Here is a 15,403-nt window from a genome sequence, read left to right on the forward strand (position 1 = left end):
CGGACAGCGCTGACATCGGCCGCGGGATTAGCCTGTTGCGATAGCCGAGTACGTCCATACATCGGCTGGAAGTTCATGTTCGAGGCGCCAAGTGATGGCCATCGGCTTGCTGCCGGTGTGTTCCACATACGTTGCCGGACCGATGAGCATCCATGGCTGCGACTTGCCCATGTCGTTGCTCTTGTAGCGGCGCATGAACAGCAGGATGTGACTGCCCTGCTGGTCATGCTGCTGGTAGCGCATGCCCGTACGCGAATGACCAGCGATGGCGTTCTGCGACTCCCAGTGGAAGAGGGTTGGAATGAGCGCGTAATCCTTGTAGCGGATGGTGGGCGAGAAGTCTTTTTCGTTCTTTTCCAGTGTGATCAACAGTGCGTCGGTTTGGATCTGGTCGACCCACTGGACGCCTTGCGCGAAGGACCTCGGCATCTGGCCGCCGAGCCGGGCCACGCCGAGGGCGGCCAGAATCTCAGAGCGGTTGTACGCGCTGTGAACCTTCAAAGGGATGTCGCGATGGGGCCCCGAGAGCGGGATCGGCAAACGTTCTGATCGCTCGATGACGTAGGACAGTACCTGTCGGAGTTCATCGCGGAACACGTGCTGGGAGCGCAGTGATTCGAGCCCTTGCTGGAAACTGGTGAAGCCTCCTGCGTTGTCCCACAGATTGAAGAAGAGCATGTGAGCGTATGTTTGGTCCGTGGGGCTCAGATCTTCATATGCGGGCGTATCGTCTGAGAGCAAGCGAAGGTAAGTATGGGCACGTTCGGGGTCATCGACGTGCAGAAAAGAGTGGACGCGCTTTAGGAGTGCTGCTTCCCCGGAAGGTGCGGGATTGTGAACGAGGCCAGCCTTACGGACGATGGCTGTCCAAGAGTTGTCACTCTTGTAAAGTTCCTTGATCTCCCGGCGGCTCTCTCGGAGATAATCCGCAATTCGCGGTGTGCCGTACGCTTTTGCTTCGGTCGCCAATGTCTTGATGGTGGCGCCCAGTTGAGTGCGAATGTTATCGAGAACGAGGTCCTTCGACTTTCCCTCCAGGATGATTTGGCATCCGGATGGAAGCTGTGGGAAGTCCCGCTCGATATGGTCTACGAGTCGGTTCCGAGTCAGGTTCGTCAGGGCCCGGAACTGCTCCTCAAAGCGGAACTCCGCTCGATGCTGCCCAATGAAGTCCAGAACGGTGAGCACCGGCTTCGTCTCCGTACGACGCAGGCCGCGTCCCAGCTGCTGGAGGAAAACTGTGGCGCTGTTCGTGGGACGTAGGAGCAGGAGGGTATCGACGTCGGGAATGTCGAGCCCTTCGTTGAACAGGTCGACGGAGAAGATCACTTGGAGTTTGCCGTCACGCAGGTCATCCAGTGCGTGGGCTCGTACTCCAGCGGGTGACTCACTGTCGAGCGCAGCGGCCTTGAAGCCGGCCTTGCGAAAGCAGTCGGCCATGAAGTGGGCGTGCACCTTGGATACGCAGAAGCCCAAAGCCCGCATGGCACCTGGGCGGGAGATCTTGTCCCGGATCTGCTTGATCACGATGCGGGCGCGCGCATGGTTGCCCGTATAGAGATTGTCGAGCTCGCGGTCTGCGTACGTGCCCTTCTGCCAGCCGAGGTTGGTCAGGTCTGTGCCATCAGGGATGCCGAAGTAGTGGAAAGGGCACAGCAGGTCGTTCTCTAGTGCTTCCCACAGCCGCATCTCCGCTGCGATGTGTCCATCGAAGAACTCATCTTGGACGTTTCGTCCGTCCATGCGCTCAGGCGTAGCAGTGAGGCCGAGTAGTTCCTTCGGCTTGAAGTGGTCGAGAACTCGTCGATACGTGGACGCTGTGGCGTGGTGGAACTCGTCGATGACGATGATGTCGAAGTGGTCCGGGGCGAGTTGTTCCAGCCGCTCTACCCGCAGCGACTGAACGCTAGCGAAGACATGGTCCCAGTGTCGGGGGTCCTCGCCTCCGTGGAGCAACTCTCCGAAGGATGCGTTATCCAGTACCTCGCGATACGTCCGCAACGACTGTCGGAGAATTTCCTTGCGGTGGGCTACGAAAAGCAGCCTAGGATTCCTGCCGCCGAGCTTCTTACGAAGAGATCGGTAGTCCAGGGCTGCCATCACAGTCTTACCTGTACCGGTGGCTGCGACCAGAAGGTTGCGGTTTCGACCGTGAATCTCGCGCTCAACAGTGAGGCGTTCCAGCATGTCCCGCTGATGGGGAAATGCTCGAACCTCAAGGCCAGAGAGATTGATCTTCAGGTCGGTTAGGGAGCCGGTGCCGCCCGCCTGGGCGAGGGCTCGATCGAGTCGCTCACCATCACCGTCAGGGTCGTAGGACTCGAAGGCAATGTCGTTCCAGTACGCGTCGAAGGTCGCCTCGAACTTGTCCAAGACCGAGGGGGTCGCCACCGACGACAGACGTACGTTCCACTCCAAACCGTCGAGCAGCGCAGCCTTCGACAGGTTCGAGCTGCCGACATACGCGGTGTCGAAACCGCTGTTGCGGCGGAACAACCATGCCTTCGCATGCAATCGCGTAGACCGGATCTCGTAGTTGACCTTTACCTCGGCACCAAAGTCGCGGACCAAGCGGTCGAGCGCGAGCCGATCAGTGGCACCGATGTACGTCGTCGTGATGACGCGAATCCGTACGTTCCGCTCCTTGGCGGCCCGAAGAGCATCTTCCAGTACGCGGATGCCGTACCACTTCACGAAGGCACAGAGCAGGTCCACGCTGTCCGCGGTAGACAACTCGGCTCGCAGTTCCGCACCCAGACTCGGGTCATCCGAGGCGTTGGTGATGAGTGCCGTCTCGGACAGAGGCGTGAGTGGGCGAAGTGCGTAAACGCCAGGCGCCTCCTGCTCCGCGAGCGACAGTAGTTGCCGCGGACCGTCGATGACGGCGCCGACGGCCTCGTCCGGCTCCGGCGCGCTTTCATCGAGCGAGGACAGGATCTGGTTAACAGCGGCGACCCGTTTGTCGGGCGGCAGTCGGCTTAGCCTGCGCCCGACAGCCTCAGCGACGTGGCGAGCGAGTACGTGCGGAGCCGATTCCGCACTGACTTCCTCGTGGACTGCCTTCCAACCCGAGGCTTCGAGCTGCTCTATCCGACCGTGCAGGCTCTGGGTGATGAGCTGCTCATAAACACCCGCGTCCGGCTCCGCCAGATCCCCCGGCTCCGCCACCCGCTACTCCCTCGATCGACACGTTACGTAGTGAGGAACATCAGGTCACGCGTCGCTGCCGTGGCACTCCCCATACCCCCGCCCCGACCCACACCAACAACCCGCCCCCCGCTCCGGCGGCCAAGCCACAGCCCTTCCCCGGGCCGCCAGTGTTGTCGCGTACTGCGGTAGGAGGGACGCGTCGCCGGGGGAGGCCAGTTCCGATGCCGCGAAGGCCTCGTACGACGGGACCGTGCCCGTCACGATGCCGAGGTTCGGGGTGCCCGAGGCGGCCAGTTCGCGTAGTGAGGCCTCTATCGTCGACAGGTGTTCCTCGTGGGACGGGTACTCCGCCGACAGGGTGGGGTACGCCGTCAGGAGTTCTGTCAGTTCCGGGGACGGCCAGTGGAGGACCGCCACCGGGAACGGGCGGGACAACGCCTCGCGGAACGTGCCCAGTTCGGCGCGCAGGCGGGAGATCTCCGCCTGCAGTTCCGCCGGGTTGTCGGAGCCCAGCGACCACACGCGCTTCGGGTCGTGCAGCTCGTCCAGGGTGACCGGGGAGGAGTTGAGCGTGTCCGCGAGGGAGTCCCAGTCGTCGTGGGCGAGGCCCAGCATGCGGCGTACGCGATGGCGGCCGAAGAGGACCGGGTGGGTCGCGTACGGCGGCTCCGGGACGTCCGTCAGGAGGTGGACCGCCGCCTCCGTGAACGTCTCCTGCGCCGCCTCCAGCTCGTCGTGGGACTCCAGGGACTCGGCGACGATCACCCAGGGCGCCGGGTCGCGCGGTGCCGCCGCGCGGACGCCCTCGATGATCGCCCTGGCCTCCGCCTCGTGACCGTACTCCCAGAGGTTGGCCGCCTTCAGGGCCCGTACCAGGAACGGGTTCTCCAGGGGGGTCGTGCTGGAGAGCAGGCTGTCGTAGAGAGAGGTGGCTCGCGGGCGGTCGTCGGCCAGTTCGAGGTGGGCCGCCGCCTGCACGAGCAGGTGTTCGGCGTCCTCGGGATACAGGCCGGCTGTCCGCTCCAGGCGTGCTGCTTCGGCGTTGTGGTCGACGTACTCGGCAGACGTGTCGGGGCGCATGAGTGACACCGTACTGCCGACCGCCGACAGAGGTGAGGTATGTGCAGGCCAGGGGTCGGATCGGCGCGGAGTGTTCAGCCAACCGTTCACAGGCATCGTGAGTAGGCATGGTGAGTTGGTGGCCCAGCCCTTATCGTGCGGCCTCGGCACCGGTCTCGGCCCTGGTCTCGACCCCGGCTCCGGAGAGGAGGCGTGCGCGTGCGGGTTTCCGTCGTCCACCAGCGGGGTCGGCGGCGGCGTGCGCGGTACGCCCGGCTCCTCTGGAACGGTGCCGAAGTCGTCGCGACCCTCGGCGTCGTCCTCCTGCTCCTCGTCGCCCACCAGCTGTGGTGGACCAACCGGCAGGCCAAGGAGGGCGCCGAGCGCAAGGTCCACGCCCTCGAACGGGAGTGGGAAGGGGAACGGGAGGGGGAGGGGGAGGGGGAGGCATCGGCTGGAGAGGGCGGGGAGCGGGGCGTGCCCCCTGCCGGGGCCGGTGACGACCGCTCCGGAAGCGGGGAGGGCCGGTCCGGGAGTGAGGCCCCGCCCCGTTGGGATCAGGCCTACGCCGTTCTCGGCATCCCCCGGCTCGGGCTTCGCGTGCCCGTCGCCGAAGGGGTCGGGAAGGCGGGGGTGCTCAACAAGGGGTACGTCGGCCACTACCCGGGTACCGCCCAGCCCGGCGGCGTCGGGAACTTCGCCCTCGCCGGGCACCGGAACACCCATGGCGAGCCCTTCCGGTACCTCGACCGGCTCCGGCGCGGCGACCGGGTCCAGGTCGAGACGCGGGCCGCCGTCTACACGTACGTCGTCGACCGGACGCTGCCGCGGACCTCGCCCGGGGACGGCGGGACGATCCGCGCGATTCCCCGCAGTACGGTCAAACCGGCGTACGGGTACACCGCGCCCGCGCACTATCTGACGCTCACCACCTGCACACCCCAGTACACCTCCAAGTACCGGCTGGTCGTCTGGGGCAAGCTCCGTTCCGTACGGCCCCGGTAGCACCGAACGGGGGTTCAGGGCTTTTTCGCCTTGTCGTAGTGGCCGAGGAAGACCGGAACGCCGTTCTGTACGCGGTACAGGAACAGGCTGTTGACCCAGCGGAACTCGTGGGTCACCGGGTCGAACTCGATCGTCTTCGCCAGGCCCCTGTAGGTGATCTGGCGCAGCCTGCGCACCATGGCACCCCGTTCGGGCTCGACCCCGCCCAGCTCGCGCATGCCCTGGGCGACGAAGAGCAGCGCGTCGTACGCCTCCACTGCGTAACGCTCGACCGTGCGTACCCCGAAGCGTTTCCGGTACGTCTCCACGAAGCGCGCCGCGGCCGGCAGCGCGGCCGGGTCCACGTAGGTCGCGCTGATCACCCAGCCCTCGGCCGCCGGGCCCGCCTCCTTGAGGAACGCGGTCTCCAGTACGGGTTGCGAGGCCATGCGCGTGCCCCGGAACCCGGCCTGTGCCAGGGCGCGGGCGCAGCGGGCGGCCCGGTGCGGTGAGGTGCCGGCGTAGACGACGGCCTGGGCGTCCGCGGCGAGCACGGCGGCGGCGACCGCGTCGAAGTCCTCGCTGTCCGCGGGGACGGTGTGGGTCGTGGTCGTGCCCTGCGAGGGCGGGTACGCGCTCATGTCCTTGACGATCTGCCAACTGGCCCGCCGCGCCGCCCCGTCGTCGATGAGCGCGGTCCTGCGGCTCTTCTCGACGTGGGTGAGGTAGTGGATGAAGGGCGTCGCCAGGGCGTACTCGTCGGGCCTGAGCTGGAAGTACGCGCGTGTGGTGGTCGCGGCGTACAGATCGGTGCCGGAGGAGACGGACAGGACGGGCAGCAGGGCCTTCTCGTAGCGGGCCACGGCGACCTCGGCCGCGGAGCCGCCGGTCGCGGCGATGACGGCGTACACGTCGTGGTCCGCGACGAACCGGCCGGTCACCTCCTCGGCCCGCTTCGCCTTCCCGGCGTCGTCCAGGACCTTCAGCGCGAGGTCGAAGGGGCGGCCGGCACGGGAACCGCCGCCCTGGGAACCGCCGCCCTGGGAAGCGGCGCCTTGGGAAGTGGCGCCTTGGGAAGTGGCGCCTTGGGAAGTGGTGTCACGGGATTCGGAGCCGCCGGATCCGGAGCCGCCTGATCCGGCGTTGAAGTGCGACACGGCGATCCGCGCGCCCCGTTCCTGTGCCCGGCCCGTCGCCCTGTCCGGTCCCGACAGGTCCGCCTGCAGGCCGATGACGTACCGGGGGAGCGGTCCCGAGCGGGCCGAGCCGTCGCGGTCGGCGGTGGACCTGGTGGCGGCCCAGGCCGCGAGGCCGCCGCCGGTCAGGACGACCCCGGCCGCCGAGCCCAGCGCCAGGACGCGGCGCCGGGAGAGGGCGGGGCGGGCCGGCTCCGGTACGCCGTCGGGCTGTACGAGTGTGACGGGGCCTGGGCCGGGGCGGGGATCTGGACCGGGTCCTGGTCCCGGTCCTGGTCCCGGACCCGGAGAGGGGTCGGGCAGGGACAGGGCGGCCGACGAGCGTTCCGCGATCAGCCGGGGGAGCGAGGGCGGCAGCCAGTCGGGCGCCGGGCCGCCCCCGTCGGTCAGAGCGTCCCCGGCGTCCACGGCCTCCCCGGCGGTGAGACCGCCCTCGTCGGTCAGGGCGGCCCGGACCTCCTGCGCGGTGGGCCGGGCCGCCGGGTCCTTGGCGAGGCAGGCGGTCAGCAGCGGGACCAGGGTCCACGGCACGGCATCCAGGTCCGGTTCCTCGTGGACCGTACGGAAGATGACGGCGGCCACGGTGCCGGTGCCGAACGGGCGCCGCCCGGTCGCCGCGTACGCCAGCACGCAGCCCAGCGAGAAGACGTCGCTCGGCGGGCCGACGCCGCCGCCACCGGTCCGTACCCGCGCCTGCTCGGGTGAGAGATAGCCGGGTGAACCGATCACCACGTCGCTCGCGGTCAGCGCGGTGGCACCGGCGGACCGCGCGATGCCGAAATCGATCAGCCGGGGTCCGTCGAGGGCGAGCAGGACGTTGCCCGGCTTGACGTCCCGGTGCACCAGGCCCGCCGCGTGCACCTCGGTGAGTGCTTCGGCCAGCCGCGCGCCCAGGACACGTACCGTACGGTCGGGCAGCGGCCCGTGCAGGGTGACGGCCTCGGCCAGCGACGGGCCAGGTACGAAGGCGGTCGCCAGCCAGGGTTCGCGGGCCGCCGGTTCGGCCGCGGTGACCGGTACCAGCCACCGCCCGGTGAGCCCGCCCGCCGCCTCGGCCTCGCGGCGGAAACGGGTCCGGAAGTCGTGGTCGGCCGCGTACTCGGCGCGGATCACCTTCAGGGCGACCAGCGTCCCGCCCGCCGAACGCGCCAGGTAGACCACGCCCATGCCGCCCGCGCCGAGCCGGCCGAGCAGCCGGTGACCGCCGACGGAGGGCGGGTCGCCGGGCCTGAGCGGGCGCAGTCCCGCGAACCCCTCCGCCTGCGGTCCGCTCACCGTCACACCTCGGAGGGGGCTACGCCGAGGTAGCGGAACCTGCCGCCCTCGACCTGGTGCAGGAAGATGCCCCAGCCGGCGAACGTGCCGTCCTCCGGCTTGAAGGAGAACTCCTTGGTGATGCCCTTGTAGCGGCTCGCGCGCAGCAGCCGCACGAGCTCGCGGCGGCTCGGGGGACGTGCGGCAGCCGCCGTGCCCGTACCTGCCGTACCTGCCGTACCTGCCGTACCTGCCGTACCTGCCGTACTCGCAGTACTGCGAGTACTGCCTGTACTGCTTGTACTGCTTGTACTGCTGCCCGCACTGCCCGTACTCGTCTTGCTCGGCGTGGCTTTCAGCAGTTCCTGGATGACGAGGTTGACCGTGTCGTACGCCTCGGCGGCGTAGTAGCCGGGCGCGGCGTCGTAGCGCTTGCGGAACGCGGCGGTGAACGCCTTCGCGGCCGGCACGGCGGCGGGGTCGATGAAGGACGCGGTCATCAGCCAGCCCTCGGCGGCCTCCCCGGCCCGCTTCAGGAACTCCGGGTCGATCACGGCCTGCGAGGCGAGGCGCGGTCCCTCGAAGCCGGCCGCCGACAGTTCACGGGCCACCCGGGCCGCCCCCGGCGCGTATCCGGCGTAGACGAACGAACCGATCCCGGCCCGCAGCATGTCGTTGACGACGGGACCCATGTCCTCCGTCCCCGCCGGGACGACCCGGGGATAGGCGGGGCGGCCCAGACTGCGCATCATCGAGGCGTTGATCCCTGCGGACTCGTGGGCGTACGTCTGCCCGGTGCGGTCCTGGAGCAGCCCGGCACGCAGGGCCGGTGCCCGCTCCGTGGATTTCGTGCGAGGGGGGTTCGTGTGCTTCATGAGGTAGATGCTGATGGGGAGGGAGAGGGCCGCGTCGCTGGGACGGCAGTGCACGAACGACCGGTACTCCTTCGAGGTCAGGAGCAGTCCGCCGGCCGAGACCGACAGCAACGGCAGCAAGGCCTCGTCGTACGTGCCGAGGACCGCGACCGCCGCCTCGTCGCTGGTGGGGCCGAGCACGGCGAGCACATCGGTGTCCTCGATCAGCTTCTTGGCCGCGCCCGGCGCCCGCGCCGCGGTACCGCCGTCGTCCACGGGCCGCAGGGCGAGCGCGAAGGGCTTGTCCTTACGGGCGTTGTACTGCTCCACCGCCAGCCGGGCACCCCGCACCTGCGCCCGGCCCGCCGTCCGGAAGGCCCCGCTCAGATCCGCCTGTACGCCGATGGCCCAGCGGCGGGCTCCCGCCGACGCACCCGGGTCGTCGTCGCGCAGGGCCGCCCAGGCCGCGGTTCCGCCCGCCGCCATGAGCACCGCCGCGCCGGAGGCGAGGAGCAGCCGTCGGCGGGCGGGTGACGCCGGTTCCGCCGCCGTGTCCTTGGTGTCGTCCGCGGCCCCGGCGGTCGGCGTCGCGGCGCCGTCGGCGGCGGTCGGCTCGATGTCGGGGAGCGCCAGCATCTCGGCCGAACGGTCGGCGATGCCCCGTACGACGTCCTCGGGCAGCCAGGCGAGTTGCTCGGCCCGGGGGAGCGCGTCCTCGACCAGCAGGACCGTGTCGATCTGTTCGGCCGTGGGGCGGTCCGCCGGGTCCTTCGCCAGGCACAGGCGCAGCAGCGTCAGCAGGCCGACACCATCGGCGGGGGATGGGCGAGATGCGGGATCGGCGGGATCGGCGGGATCGGCGGCGGCCTCGGGGATGCCGGACAGGTCGGGTTCGTCGTGGACCGTGCGGTAGAGCAGGGCGTCCGCCGTACCGGTGCCGAACGGCGGACGGCCGCTCGCCGCGTACGCCAGCAGACAGCCCAGCGAGAAGACGTCGCTGGCCGGGCCCACCGCCGCGCCGCGCGCCTCGGCCTGCTCGGGGGAGAGGAAACCGGGCGTGCCGACGACCAGGTCGGTCGAGGTGATCGCGGTTCCGTCGGTCGCCCGGGCGATGCCGAAGTCGATCAGGCGGGGACCGTCCATGGCGAGCAGGACGTTGGCGGGCTTGACGTCGCGGTGGACCAGCCCGGCCGCGTGCACCTCGCGGAGCGCGGCGGCGAGCATCCTGGCCAGGGCCAGCACGCTGCGGGTGGGCAGCGTGCCGTGCCGGGCGACCGACTCCTCAAGCGAGGGGCCCGGGACGAAGGCGGTGGCCAGCCAGGGCTCGTCCGCGTCCGGGTCCGCGCCGGTGACCGGGACCGCCCAGGGGCTGCTGACCCGGCGGGCCGCCTCGACCTCGCGGCGGAAACGGGCGCGGAAGTCGGGCTCGTCCGCGTACTCGGACCGGACGACCTTGACGGCGGCCAGGGCGCCGGCCTCGGTGCGGCCGAGGTAGACCACGCCCATGCCGCCCGCGCCGAGCCGGGCCAGCAGCCGGTGCCCGCCGATGCGGGTGGGATCGGTGGGGAGCAGCGGCTCGCTCACTGCGCCGCCTCCAGTTCGGTCTCGACGCGGCTCAGCATCTGGCCCACTCCCTGTCGCAGCGCGGAATCGACGTCGTCCTTCGAGCGCCCCTTCGCACCCCGGCCGACGACGGCCACGGTGACCTGGCCCAGCCGGCTCTGCACCCAGTAGTAGTAGTGGGGGCCGCCGAGTTCGTCGCTGTAGTACTCGCCGCCCTCCGTGAGCGAGTCCTCGGAGGTGTAGTTGGCCAGCAGGCCGTAGGCCGCGCCCTGCGAGAGCAGTCCGGTGATCCGCTCGCCCTGGCGGAGCTGCTGGTCGGGACAGCGCAGCGCTTCCTCCAACATGCCGGCCATCTCCCAGTCGGCGTCCTTGACGGTCCGGTGCACGGTGACGACGGCGGTCACGCGGATCGGGCCCTTGCCGCCCTCGGCGGGCAGTTCGCTGTTGCGGGTGAGGCTGGCGAGCACCGTCGTGGGCAGCGGCTCGCGCTCCCACACGCACTCGGAGTCGAGTACGGGCCAGGTAGCGGGGTCGCTCTCGTACGGGCTGCGCCGTACGTAGCCGGGGCCCCAGGAGGTGGGCGTCGCCGCGACCGCGCGGGCCAGGCGCAGGCCCTGTGCGCGGGTCTTCGGGGCGCGGCCGGGATCGGGCTTGAATCCCAGGGTGGTGGCACCCGCGCTGGGGGTGGGATCGGTGGTGTCGTTGCTTGTGCCGGTGCCGGTGCCGGTGCCGGTGCCGGTGCCGGTGCTTGTGCCGGTGCTCGTGCTGGTGGGGGCTGGACTCGGGGGTGAGCCGGAGCGGGTGGGGCCGGCGGACCCGTCACCGGACCCGTCACCGCCGGGTCCCGAACAACCGCCCAAGCCCCCCAGTAACAGCCCGGTGGCAAAGACACCCGTGAACAGCCGCACGGGTCTCCGATGTCCCATCAGCGCCCCCATCCGCACGCGCGTTCCCCACGCGCGTTCCCCGCTGGGAGGGTATCGACTATGCCCCTGGGGTACTACGGGCTTGCTGAAGTCCGTAGGGCGGCTTCCGGGGGCGGATCCTGTATAACGGCAGGAGGCCGCGGAGCCTGAAAATCCGATGAGCAGGGGAGGGGGCAGTCGATGACACGGACCTGGGCGCAGTTGAAGCCCGCCGTCCTGCTGCTCGTCCTCCTTCTGCAGGTGGCGTTCCTGGACACCGGCAGCCTCTCCGGAGCCGTCGCCGTCACGTTCGCGGCGACCGCCGCGGCCGGGTCGGCGCTCGCCGCCTGCTCCCTCATCTCCTCCCGCCTCGCGCCCGCCGTGCCCCGGACCCGGGTCCGTACGGCCATGCGCGACCGTGAGCAGCGCACGGCGTTCCTGCCGCAGCGCGATCCCGACGCCCGGGGGCGCAGGCGTCCGCGGGCCCCGGGCCGGGCCCTCCCGACGGCCGCGTAGGGGCTTCGCAGCAGCCTCCTGTTTTCCGCAGTGCCCTTCGCGGGTCGTCATGCCGACGCACGCACGTCACGTCACACCCCTCGGCATCGACGTATCACGAGACCCACGGAGGGCTCACCCATGTTCGCCACCTTCATGTCCGCTTTCGCGAGCCTCGTCGAAGGGCTCGCCGATCTCCTCGGCCCGCTCTTCCACGACTCGGCGACGGCCGCCGCGATCGTCCTGTTCACCGCGTTCGTACGGCTCCTCGTGCACCCTCTGTCGCGGGCCTCGGCCCGTGGGCAGCGGGCGCGGGCGGCGTTGCAGCCGCGGATCGCCGAGCTGCGCAGGAAGCACGGCAAGAACCCCGAGAAACTGCAGAAAGCGGTGATGGAACTGCACGCGGCGGAGAAGGTGTCCCCGCTGTCCGGATGTCTGCCGAGCCTCTTCCAGCTGCCTGCCTTCTTCCTGCTCTACCACCTGTTCTCCAACTCCCGGATCGGCGACGAGGCGAACTCCCTGCTCGCCCACAAGCTCTTCGCCGCGCCGCTGGGGGACCGGTGGGCGGACGCGCTGGGCGACGGCGGGGTCTTCGGGGCGCAGGGGCTCGTGTACGTGGGGCTGTTCGTGATCGTCGCCGTCGTCGCGACCTTCAACTACCGCCGGACCAAGCGCACGATGGCGGCGGGGGCGGCCGGTGCGGCCGGTGTGGCGGCGAACGCGGGCACCCCGGCGTCCGGCGATGGGCAGCAGGCGGTGCCGGGCATGGGCGCCATCACCAAGATCATGCCGCTGATGTCCTTCTTCACGCTGCTCACCGTGGCGTTCGTGCCGCTGGCCGCCGCGTTGTACGTGGTGACGAGCACGACGTGGAGCGCGGTCGAGCGGGCGGTGCTGTACCGGGACATGCCGGGGGCCGTGCCGGCCGCCGCGGTGCTGGGCTGACGCCGGCGACGGCGACGGCGACGGCGACGGCGTCAGCGTGGAGTCGGCGTCGGCGTCAGCGCCGGTCGTTACGGTCCAGTCCGTGAACCGGGTATTGCGGACTGGACGTCGACCTTGGAGGATCGACCAGTCCTCCGATGGCTGCACCCATCGGTCGGCCGCCCGCGATCAAGATCAAGGGAGACACTGCTCATGAAGCTGCTGCGAGTCGGTACGGCGGGGGCCGAGCGTCCCGCGCTGCTCGACGCCGAGGGAGTTCTGCGGGACCTGTCGGGCGTCGTGCCGGACATCGACGGGGCGCTGCTCGCCGACGACGTGGCGCTCGGCCGGATCCGTACCGCCGCCGAGGCCGGGGAACTGCCCGCGCTCGACACGGACGGGCTGCGGGTCGGGCCGCCGGTCGCGCGGATCGGTAAGGTCGTCTGCATCGGCCTCAACTACCACGACCACGCGCGGGAGACCGGGGCCGAGCCGCCTGCCGAGCCGGTCATCTTCTTCAAGGCCGCGGACACGGTGGTCGGGCCGCACGACACGGTGCTCGTGCCGCGAGGCTCGGTCAAGACCGACTGGGAGGTTGAGCTGGCCGTCGTCATCGGGCGTACGGCGCGGTATCTCGCCTCGCAGGAGGAGGCGCTCACGCATGTCGCCGGGTACGCGGTGGCGCACGACGTGTCCGAGCGGGAGTTCCAGATCGAGCGTGGCGGGACCTGGGACAAGGGGAAGAACTGCGAGACGTTCAATCCGCTGGGGCCGTGGCTGGTGACGGCGGACGAGGTGCCGGATCCGCAGGCGCTCGGGCTGAAGCTGTGGGTGAACGGGGAGTTGCGGCAGGACGGGAGTACGGGCGACCAGATCTTTTCCGTGGCGGAAGTGGTGCGGTATGTGAGTCAGTTCATGACTCTTTATCCCGGGGATGTCATCAATACCGGGACGCCCGCGGGGGTTGCGTTGGGGATGGCTGAGCCCAAGCCGTTCTTGCGGGCGGGGGATGTGGTGGAGTTGGAGGTTGAGGGGTTGGGGCGGCAGCGGCAGGTGTTTGCGCCGGCGTAACCGGTCCCCTTTCGGGGGCGCGGGGAGGGGGCTGCGCCCCCTGAAGGCAAAAGATTGCGCCGTTCCCCGCGCCCCCAAAGGCAAAAGCGAAAAGATTGCGCCGTTCCCCGCGCCCCTGAAAGCAAGGGCGAATGGTTGCGCCGGGCCCTGCGTCCCTGAAGGCAAAAGCGAAAAGATTGCGCCGTTCCCCGCGCCCCCAAAGGGGCTCTCCCCTATGTGTTTTTGAAGCGGGTCAGTGCCTCTACCACCAGTGCGTGGTCCTCCAGTTGGGGGAGGCCTGAGACCACTACCGTGCCGATCACGCCTGTGTCCTGGACCGTGAGGGGGAAGGCGCCGCCGTGGGCCGCGTAGGTGTCGGGGTCCAGGCGGGAGGAGGCCTCGAAGGTCGTGTCCTTGGCTCGGAAGCGGGTGCCGACCAGGAGGGACGAGGCGGCGTACCGCTCGACCACCCGCCGCTTGCGGTCGATCCAGGCGTCGTTGTCCCGGGTCGAGCCCGGCAGCGCGGCGTGGAAGAGCTGCTGGCCGCCGCGGCGGATGTCGATGGCCACGGGCGCGCCGCGCTCGCGGGCCAGCTCGACGAGGAGTGAGCCGAGGGCCCACGCGTCGTCGTGGGTGAAGCGGGGGAGCGTCAGGCGGCGCTCCTGCTCCTCCAGCTCGGCGACGGTCGGGGCCGTGGAGGGCGTGGAAGGTGTGGAGGGCGTGGAAGTGCTCACAGGGTCACCGTCACGTTCTCTTGGGCCGAGCGGTACGCGGCCTCCAGGACGTCCAGGGCCGCGGCGGCCTCCAGCGCGGTGACCGGGTTCTCGCCGGTGCCGCGCAGGGCCTCGGCGACGGCGGCGTAGTACGCGGGGTACGCGCCCGGCACGGTCGGGACCGGGGTGCCGCCGCCGGTCAGCGGGGACTCGCCCGAGCCGATACGGCCCCACAGCTCCTCCGGCTCCACGCCCCACTCCTTCTCACCGCCCGCGACCGGGCGTCCGCCGTCGCGCAGGGTGGCTTCCTGGGGGTCGAGGCCGTACTTCACGTAACCGGCCTTCGAGCCCAGCGCACGGAAGCGCGGGCCGAGTTGGGCCGTCACCGCGGACGCGTAGAGGTGGGAACGGACGCCGTTCGTGTGCGTGATCGCGATGAACGTGTCGTCGTCCGCCTGGGCACCGGCGCGGCGGACGTCCGACTCCGCGTACACCGTGGCCGCCGGGCCGAAGAGGACCAGCGCCTGGTCGACCACGTGGCTGCCGAGGTCGTACAGCAGACCTCCGATCTCTGCGGGGTCGCCCGACTCGCGCCAGCCGCCCTTGAGTTCGGGGCGCCAGCGCTCGAAGCGGGACTCGAAGCGGTGGACGTCACCGAGTTCGCCGTCGGCGATCAGCTTCCGGAGCGTCAGGAAGTCGTTGTCCCAGCGGCGGTTCTGGAAGACGGAGAGCAGCAGACCGCGTGCGTCGGCGAGGGCGGCCAGTTCGCGGGCCTGCGCCGCCGCGCCCGCGATCGGCTTGTCGACGACCACCGGCAGGCCCGCTTCGAGGGCGGCCCGCGCGATCGGGACGTGCGTCTTGTTCGGGGACGCGATGACGATCAGGTCCAGCTCGTCCGCGCGCTGCCAGAGCTCGTCGGGGGTCGCCGCGAACCGTACGTCGGGGAACTCGTCCCGCGCCTGTCGCCGCCGCTCCGGGTTCGCCGTGACGACCGTGTCGAGGACGAGGCCCTCAGTGGCGGTGATCAGCGGGGCGTGGAAGACGGAGCCCGCGAGGCCGTAGCCGACGAGGCCCACGCGGAAGGGGCCTTCGCGGCGGGAGCCCGGGCGGGCGGAGGTGTCAGAGCCTGTGCCAGTCATGCCCTCCACTTAAACAACGCTGTTGCCGAAGTGCAAGCGCGGGGGACAATGGGGTGCGGGACGCGAAGAGCGCACGAGCGTAGAAGCGCACCAGCGCAGAAGCGCACGAGCGGTGGA

General features: G+C 70.0%; 11 protein-coding genes. 4 read left to right on the plus strand and 7 right to left on the minus strand.

What is annotated here, in order from left to right; all coding sequences use genetic code 11:
- Positions 1-27: 27 nt before the first annotated feature.
- Both K3769_RS27115 and K3769_RS27120 read right to left on the minus strand, forming a co-directional pair.
- A complete protein-coding gene (locus tag K3769_RS27115; protein ID WP_267028895.1) occupies positions 28-3,168 on the minus strand; it encodes a DEAD/DEAH box helicase in 3,141 nt (1,046 codons plus the stop codon).
- 45 nt (positions 3,169-3,213) lie between these two features.
- Positions 3,214-4,230 carry an SEC-C metal-binding domain-containing protein gene (locus K3769_RS27120; RefSeq protein WP_267028896.1) on the minus strand — a complete coding sequence of 339 codons (1,017 nt, stop codon included), beginning with the start codon at positions 4,228-4,230 and terminating at the stop codon, positions 3,214-3,216.
- A 198-nt stretch (positions 4,231-4,428) separates the two neighbouring features.
- Between K3769_RS27120 and K3769_RS27125 the strand changes: the two genes are divergently transcribed.
- Positions 4,429-5,214: a class E sortase gene (locus K3769_RS27125; RefSeq protein ID WP_267028897.1), complete on the plus strand. Its 786-nt coding sequence runs from the start codon at positions 4,429-4,431 to the stop codon at positions 5,212-5,214.
- A 14-nt stretch (positions 5,215-5,228) separates the two neighbouring features.
- Here K3769_RS27125 and K3769_RS27130 read toward each other — a convergent pair whose 3' ends face one another.
- From K3769_RS27130 to K3769_RS27140, 3 genes are read right to left on the minus strand one after another with little or no spacing between them, the layout of a single operon-like run.
- The gene (locus K3769_RS27130) at positions 5,229-7,631 is read right to left on the minus strand and encodes a bifunctional serine/threonine-protein kinase/ABC transporter substrate-binding protein (RefSeq protein WP_267031564.1); all 2,403 of its coding nucleotides are present in this window, start codon (positions 7,629-7,631) and stop codon (positions 5,229-5,231) included.
- A 35-nt stretch (positions 7,632-7,666) separates the two neighbouring features.
- Positions 7,667-10,081, minus strand: coding sequence for a bifunctional serine/threonine-protein kinase/ABC transporter substrate-binding protein (locus tag K3769_RS27135; protein ID WP_267028898.1), 2,415 nt, complete (start codon positions 10,079-10,081; stop codon positions 7,667-7,669).
- Positions 10,078-10,986 (minus strand): hypothetical protein, encoded by a 909-nt coding sequence (locus tag K3769_RS27140; RefSeq protein WP_267028899.1) that lies wholly within the window; start codon positions 10,984-10,986, stop codon positions 10,078-10,080. Before K3769_RS27140 ends, K3769_RS27135 begins: the two co-directional genes overlap by 4 nt.
- Before the next feature lie 180 nt (positions 10,987-11,166).
- On the opposite strand from K3769_RS27140, the gene K3769_RS27145 reads away from it, so the two are divergent.
- The 3 genes from K3769_RS27145 to K3769_RS27155 all read left to right on the plus strand — a co-directional run bounded on the left by K3769_RS27145 (position 11,167) and on the right by K3769_RS27155 (position 13,455).
- The gene (locus K3769_RS27145; RefSeq protein ID WP_267028900.1) at positions 11,167-11,481 is read left to right on the plus strand and encodes a DUF6412 domain-containing protein; all 315 of its coding nucleotides are present in this window, start codon (positions 11,167-11,169) and stop codon (positions 11,479-11,481) included.
- Positions 11,482-11,601: 120 nt separating this feature from the next.
- A complete protein-coding gene (locus K3769_RS27150) occupies positions 11,602-12,405 on the plus strand; it encodes a YidC/Oxa1 family membrane protein insertase (protein WP_267028901.1) in 804 nt (267 codons plus the stop codon).
- 192 nt (positions 12,406-12,597) lie between these two features.
- Positions 12,598-13,455, plus strand: coding sequence for a fumarylacetoacetate hydrolase family protein (locus K3769_RS27155; RefSeq protein WP_267028902.1), 858 nt, complete (start codon positions 12,598-12,600; stop codon positions 13,453-13,455).
- Between the two features lie 212 nt (positions 13,456-13,667).
- Here K3769_RS27155 and K3769_RS27160 read toward each other — a convergent pair whose 3' ends face one another.
- Both K3769_RS27160 and K3769_RS27165 read right to left on the minus strand, forming a co-directional pair.
- A complete protein-coding gene (locus K3769_RS27160) occupies positions 13,668-14,168 on the minus strand; it encodes a heme-degrading domain-containing protein (protein ID WP_267028903.1) in 501 nt (166 codons plus the stop codon).
- On the minus strand, positions 14,165-15,286 hold the full coding sequence (locus K3769_RS27165) for a Gfo/Idh/MocA family oxidoreductase (RefSeq protein ID WP_267028904.1): 1,122 nt from the start codon (positions 15,284-15,286) through the stop codon (positions 14,165-14,167). Before K3769_RS27165 ends, K3769_RS27160 begins: the two co-directional genes overlap by 4 nt.
- Between the last annotated feature and the right edge of the window lie 117 nt (positions 15,287-15,403).

Source organism: Streptomyces ortus (genome assembly GCF_026341275.1).
GTDB lineage: Bacteria > Actinomycetota > Actinomycetes > Streptomycetales > Streptomycetaceae > Streptomyces > Streptomyces ortus.

Bases quoted from the DNA above. Each gene is read 5' to 3' on its own strand.
- K3769_RS27165 (WP_267028904.1), bottom strand. From the start codon at position 15,286: ATGACTGGCACAGGCTCTGACACCTCCGCCCGCCCGGGCTCCCGCCGC.
- K3769_RS27150 (WP_267028901.1), top strand. From the start codon at position 11,602: ATGTTCGCCACCTTCATGTCCGCTTTCGCGAGCCTCGTCGAAGGGCTC.
- K3769_RS27145 (WP_267028900.1), top strand. From the start codon at position 11,167: ATGACACGGACCTGGGCGCAGTTGAAGCCCGCCGTCCTGCTGCTCGTC.
- K3769_RS27120 (WP_267028896.1), bottom strand. From the start codon at position 4,230: ATGCGCCCCGACACGTCTGCCGAGTACGTCGACCACAACGCCGAAGCA.
- K3769_RS27140 (WP_267028899.1), bottom strand. From the start codon at position 10,986: ATGGGACATCGGAGACCCGTGCGGCTGTTCACGGGTGTCTTTGCCACC.
- K3769_RS27155 (WP_267028902.1), top strand. From the start codon at position 12,598: ATGAAGCTGCTGCGAGTCGGTACGGCGGGGGCCGAGCGTCCCGCGCTG.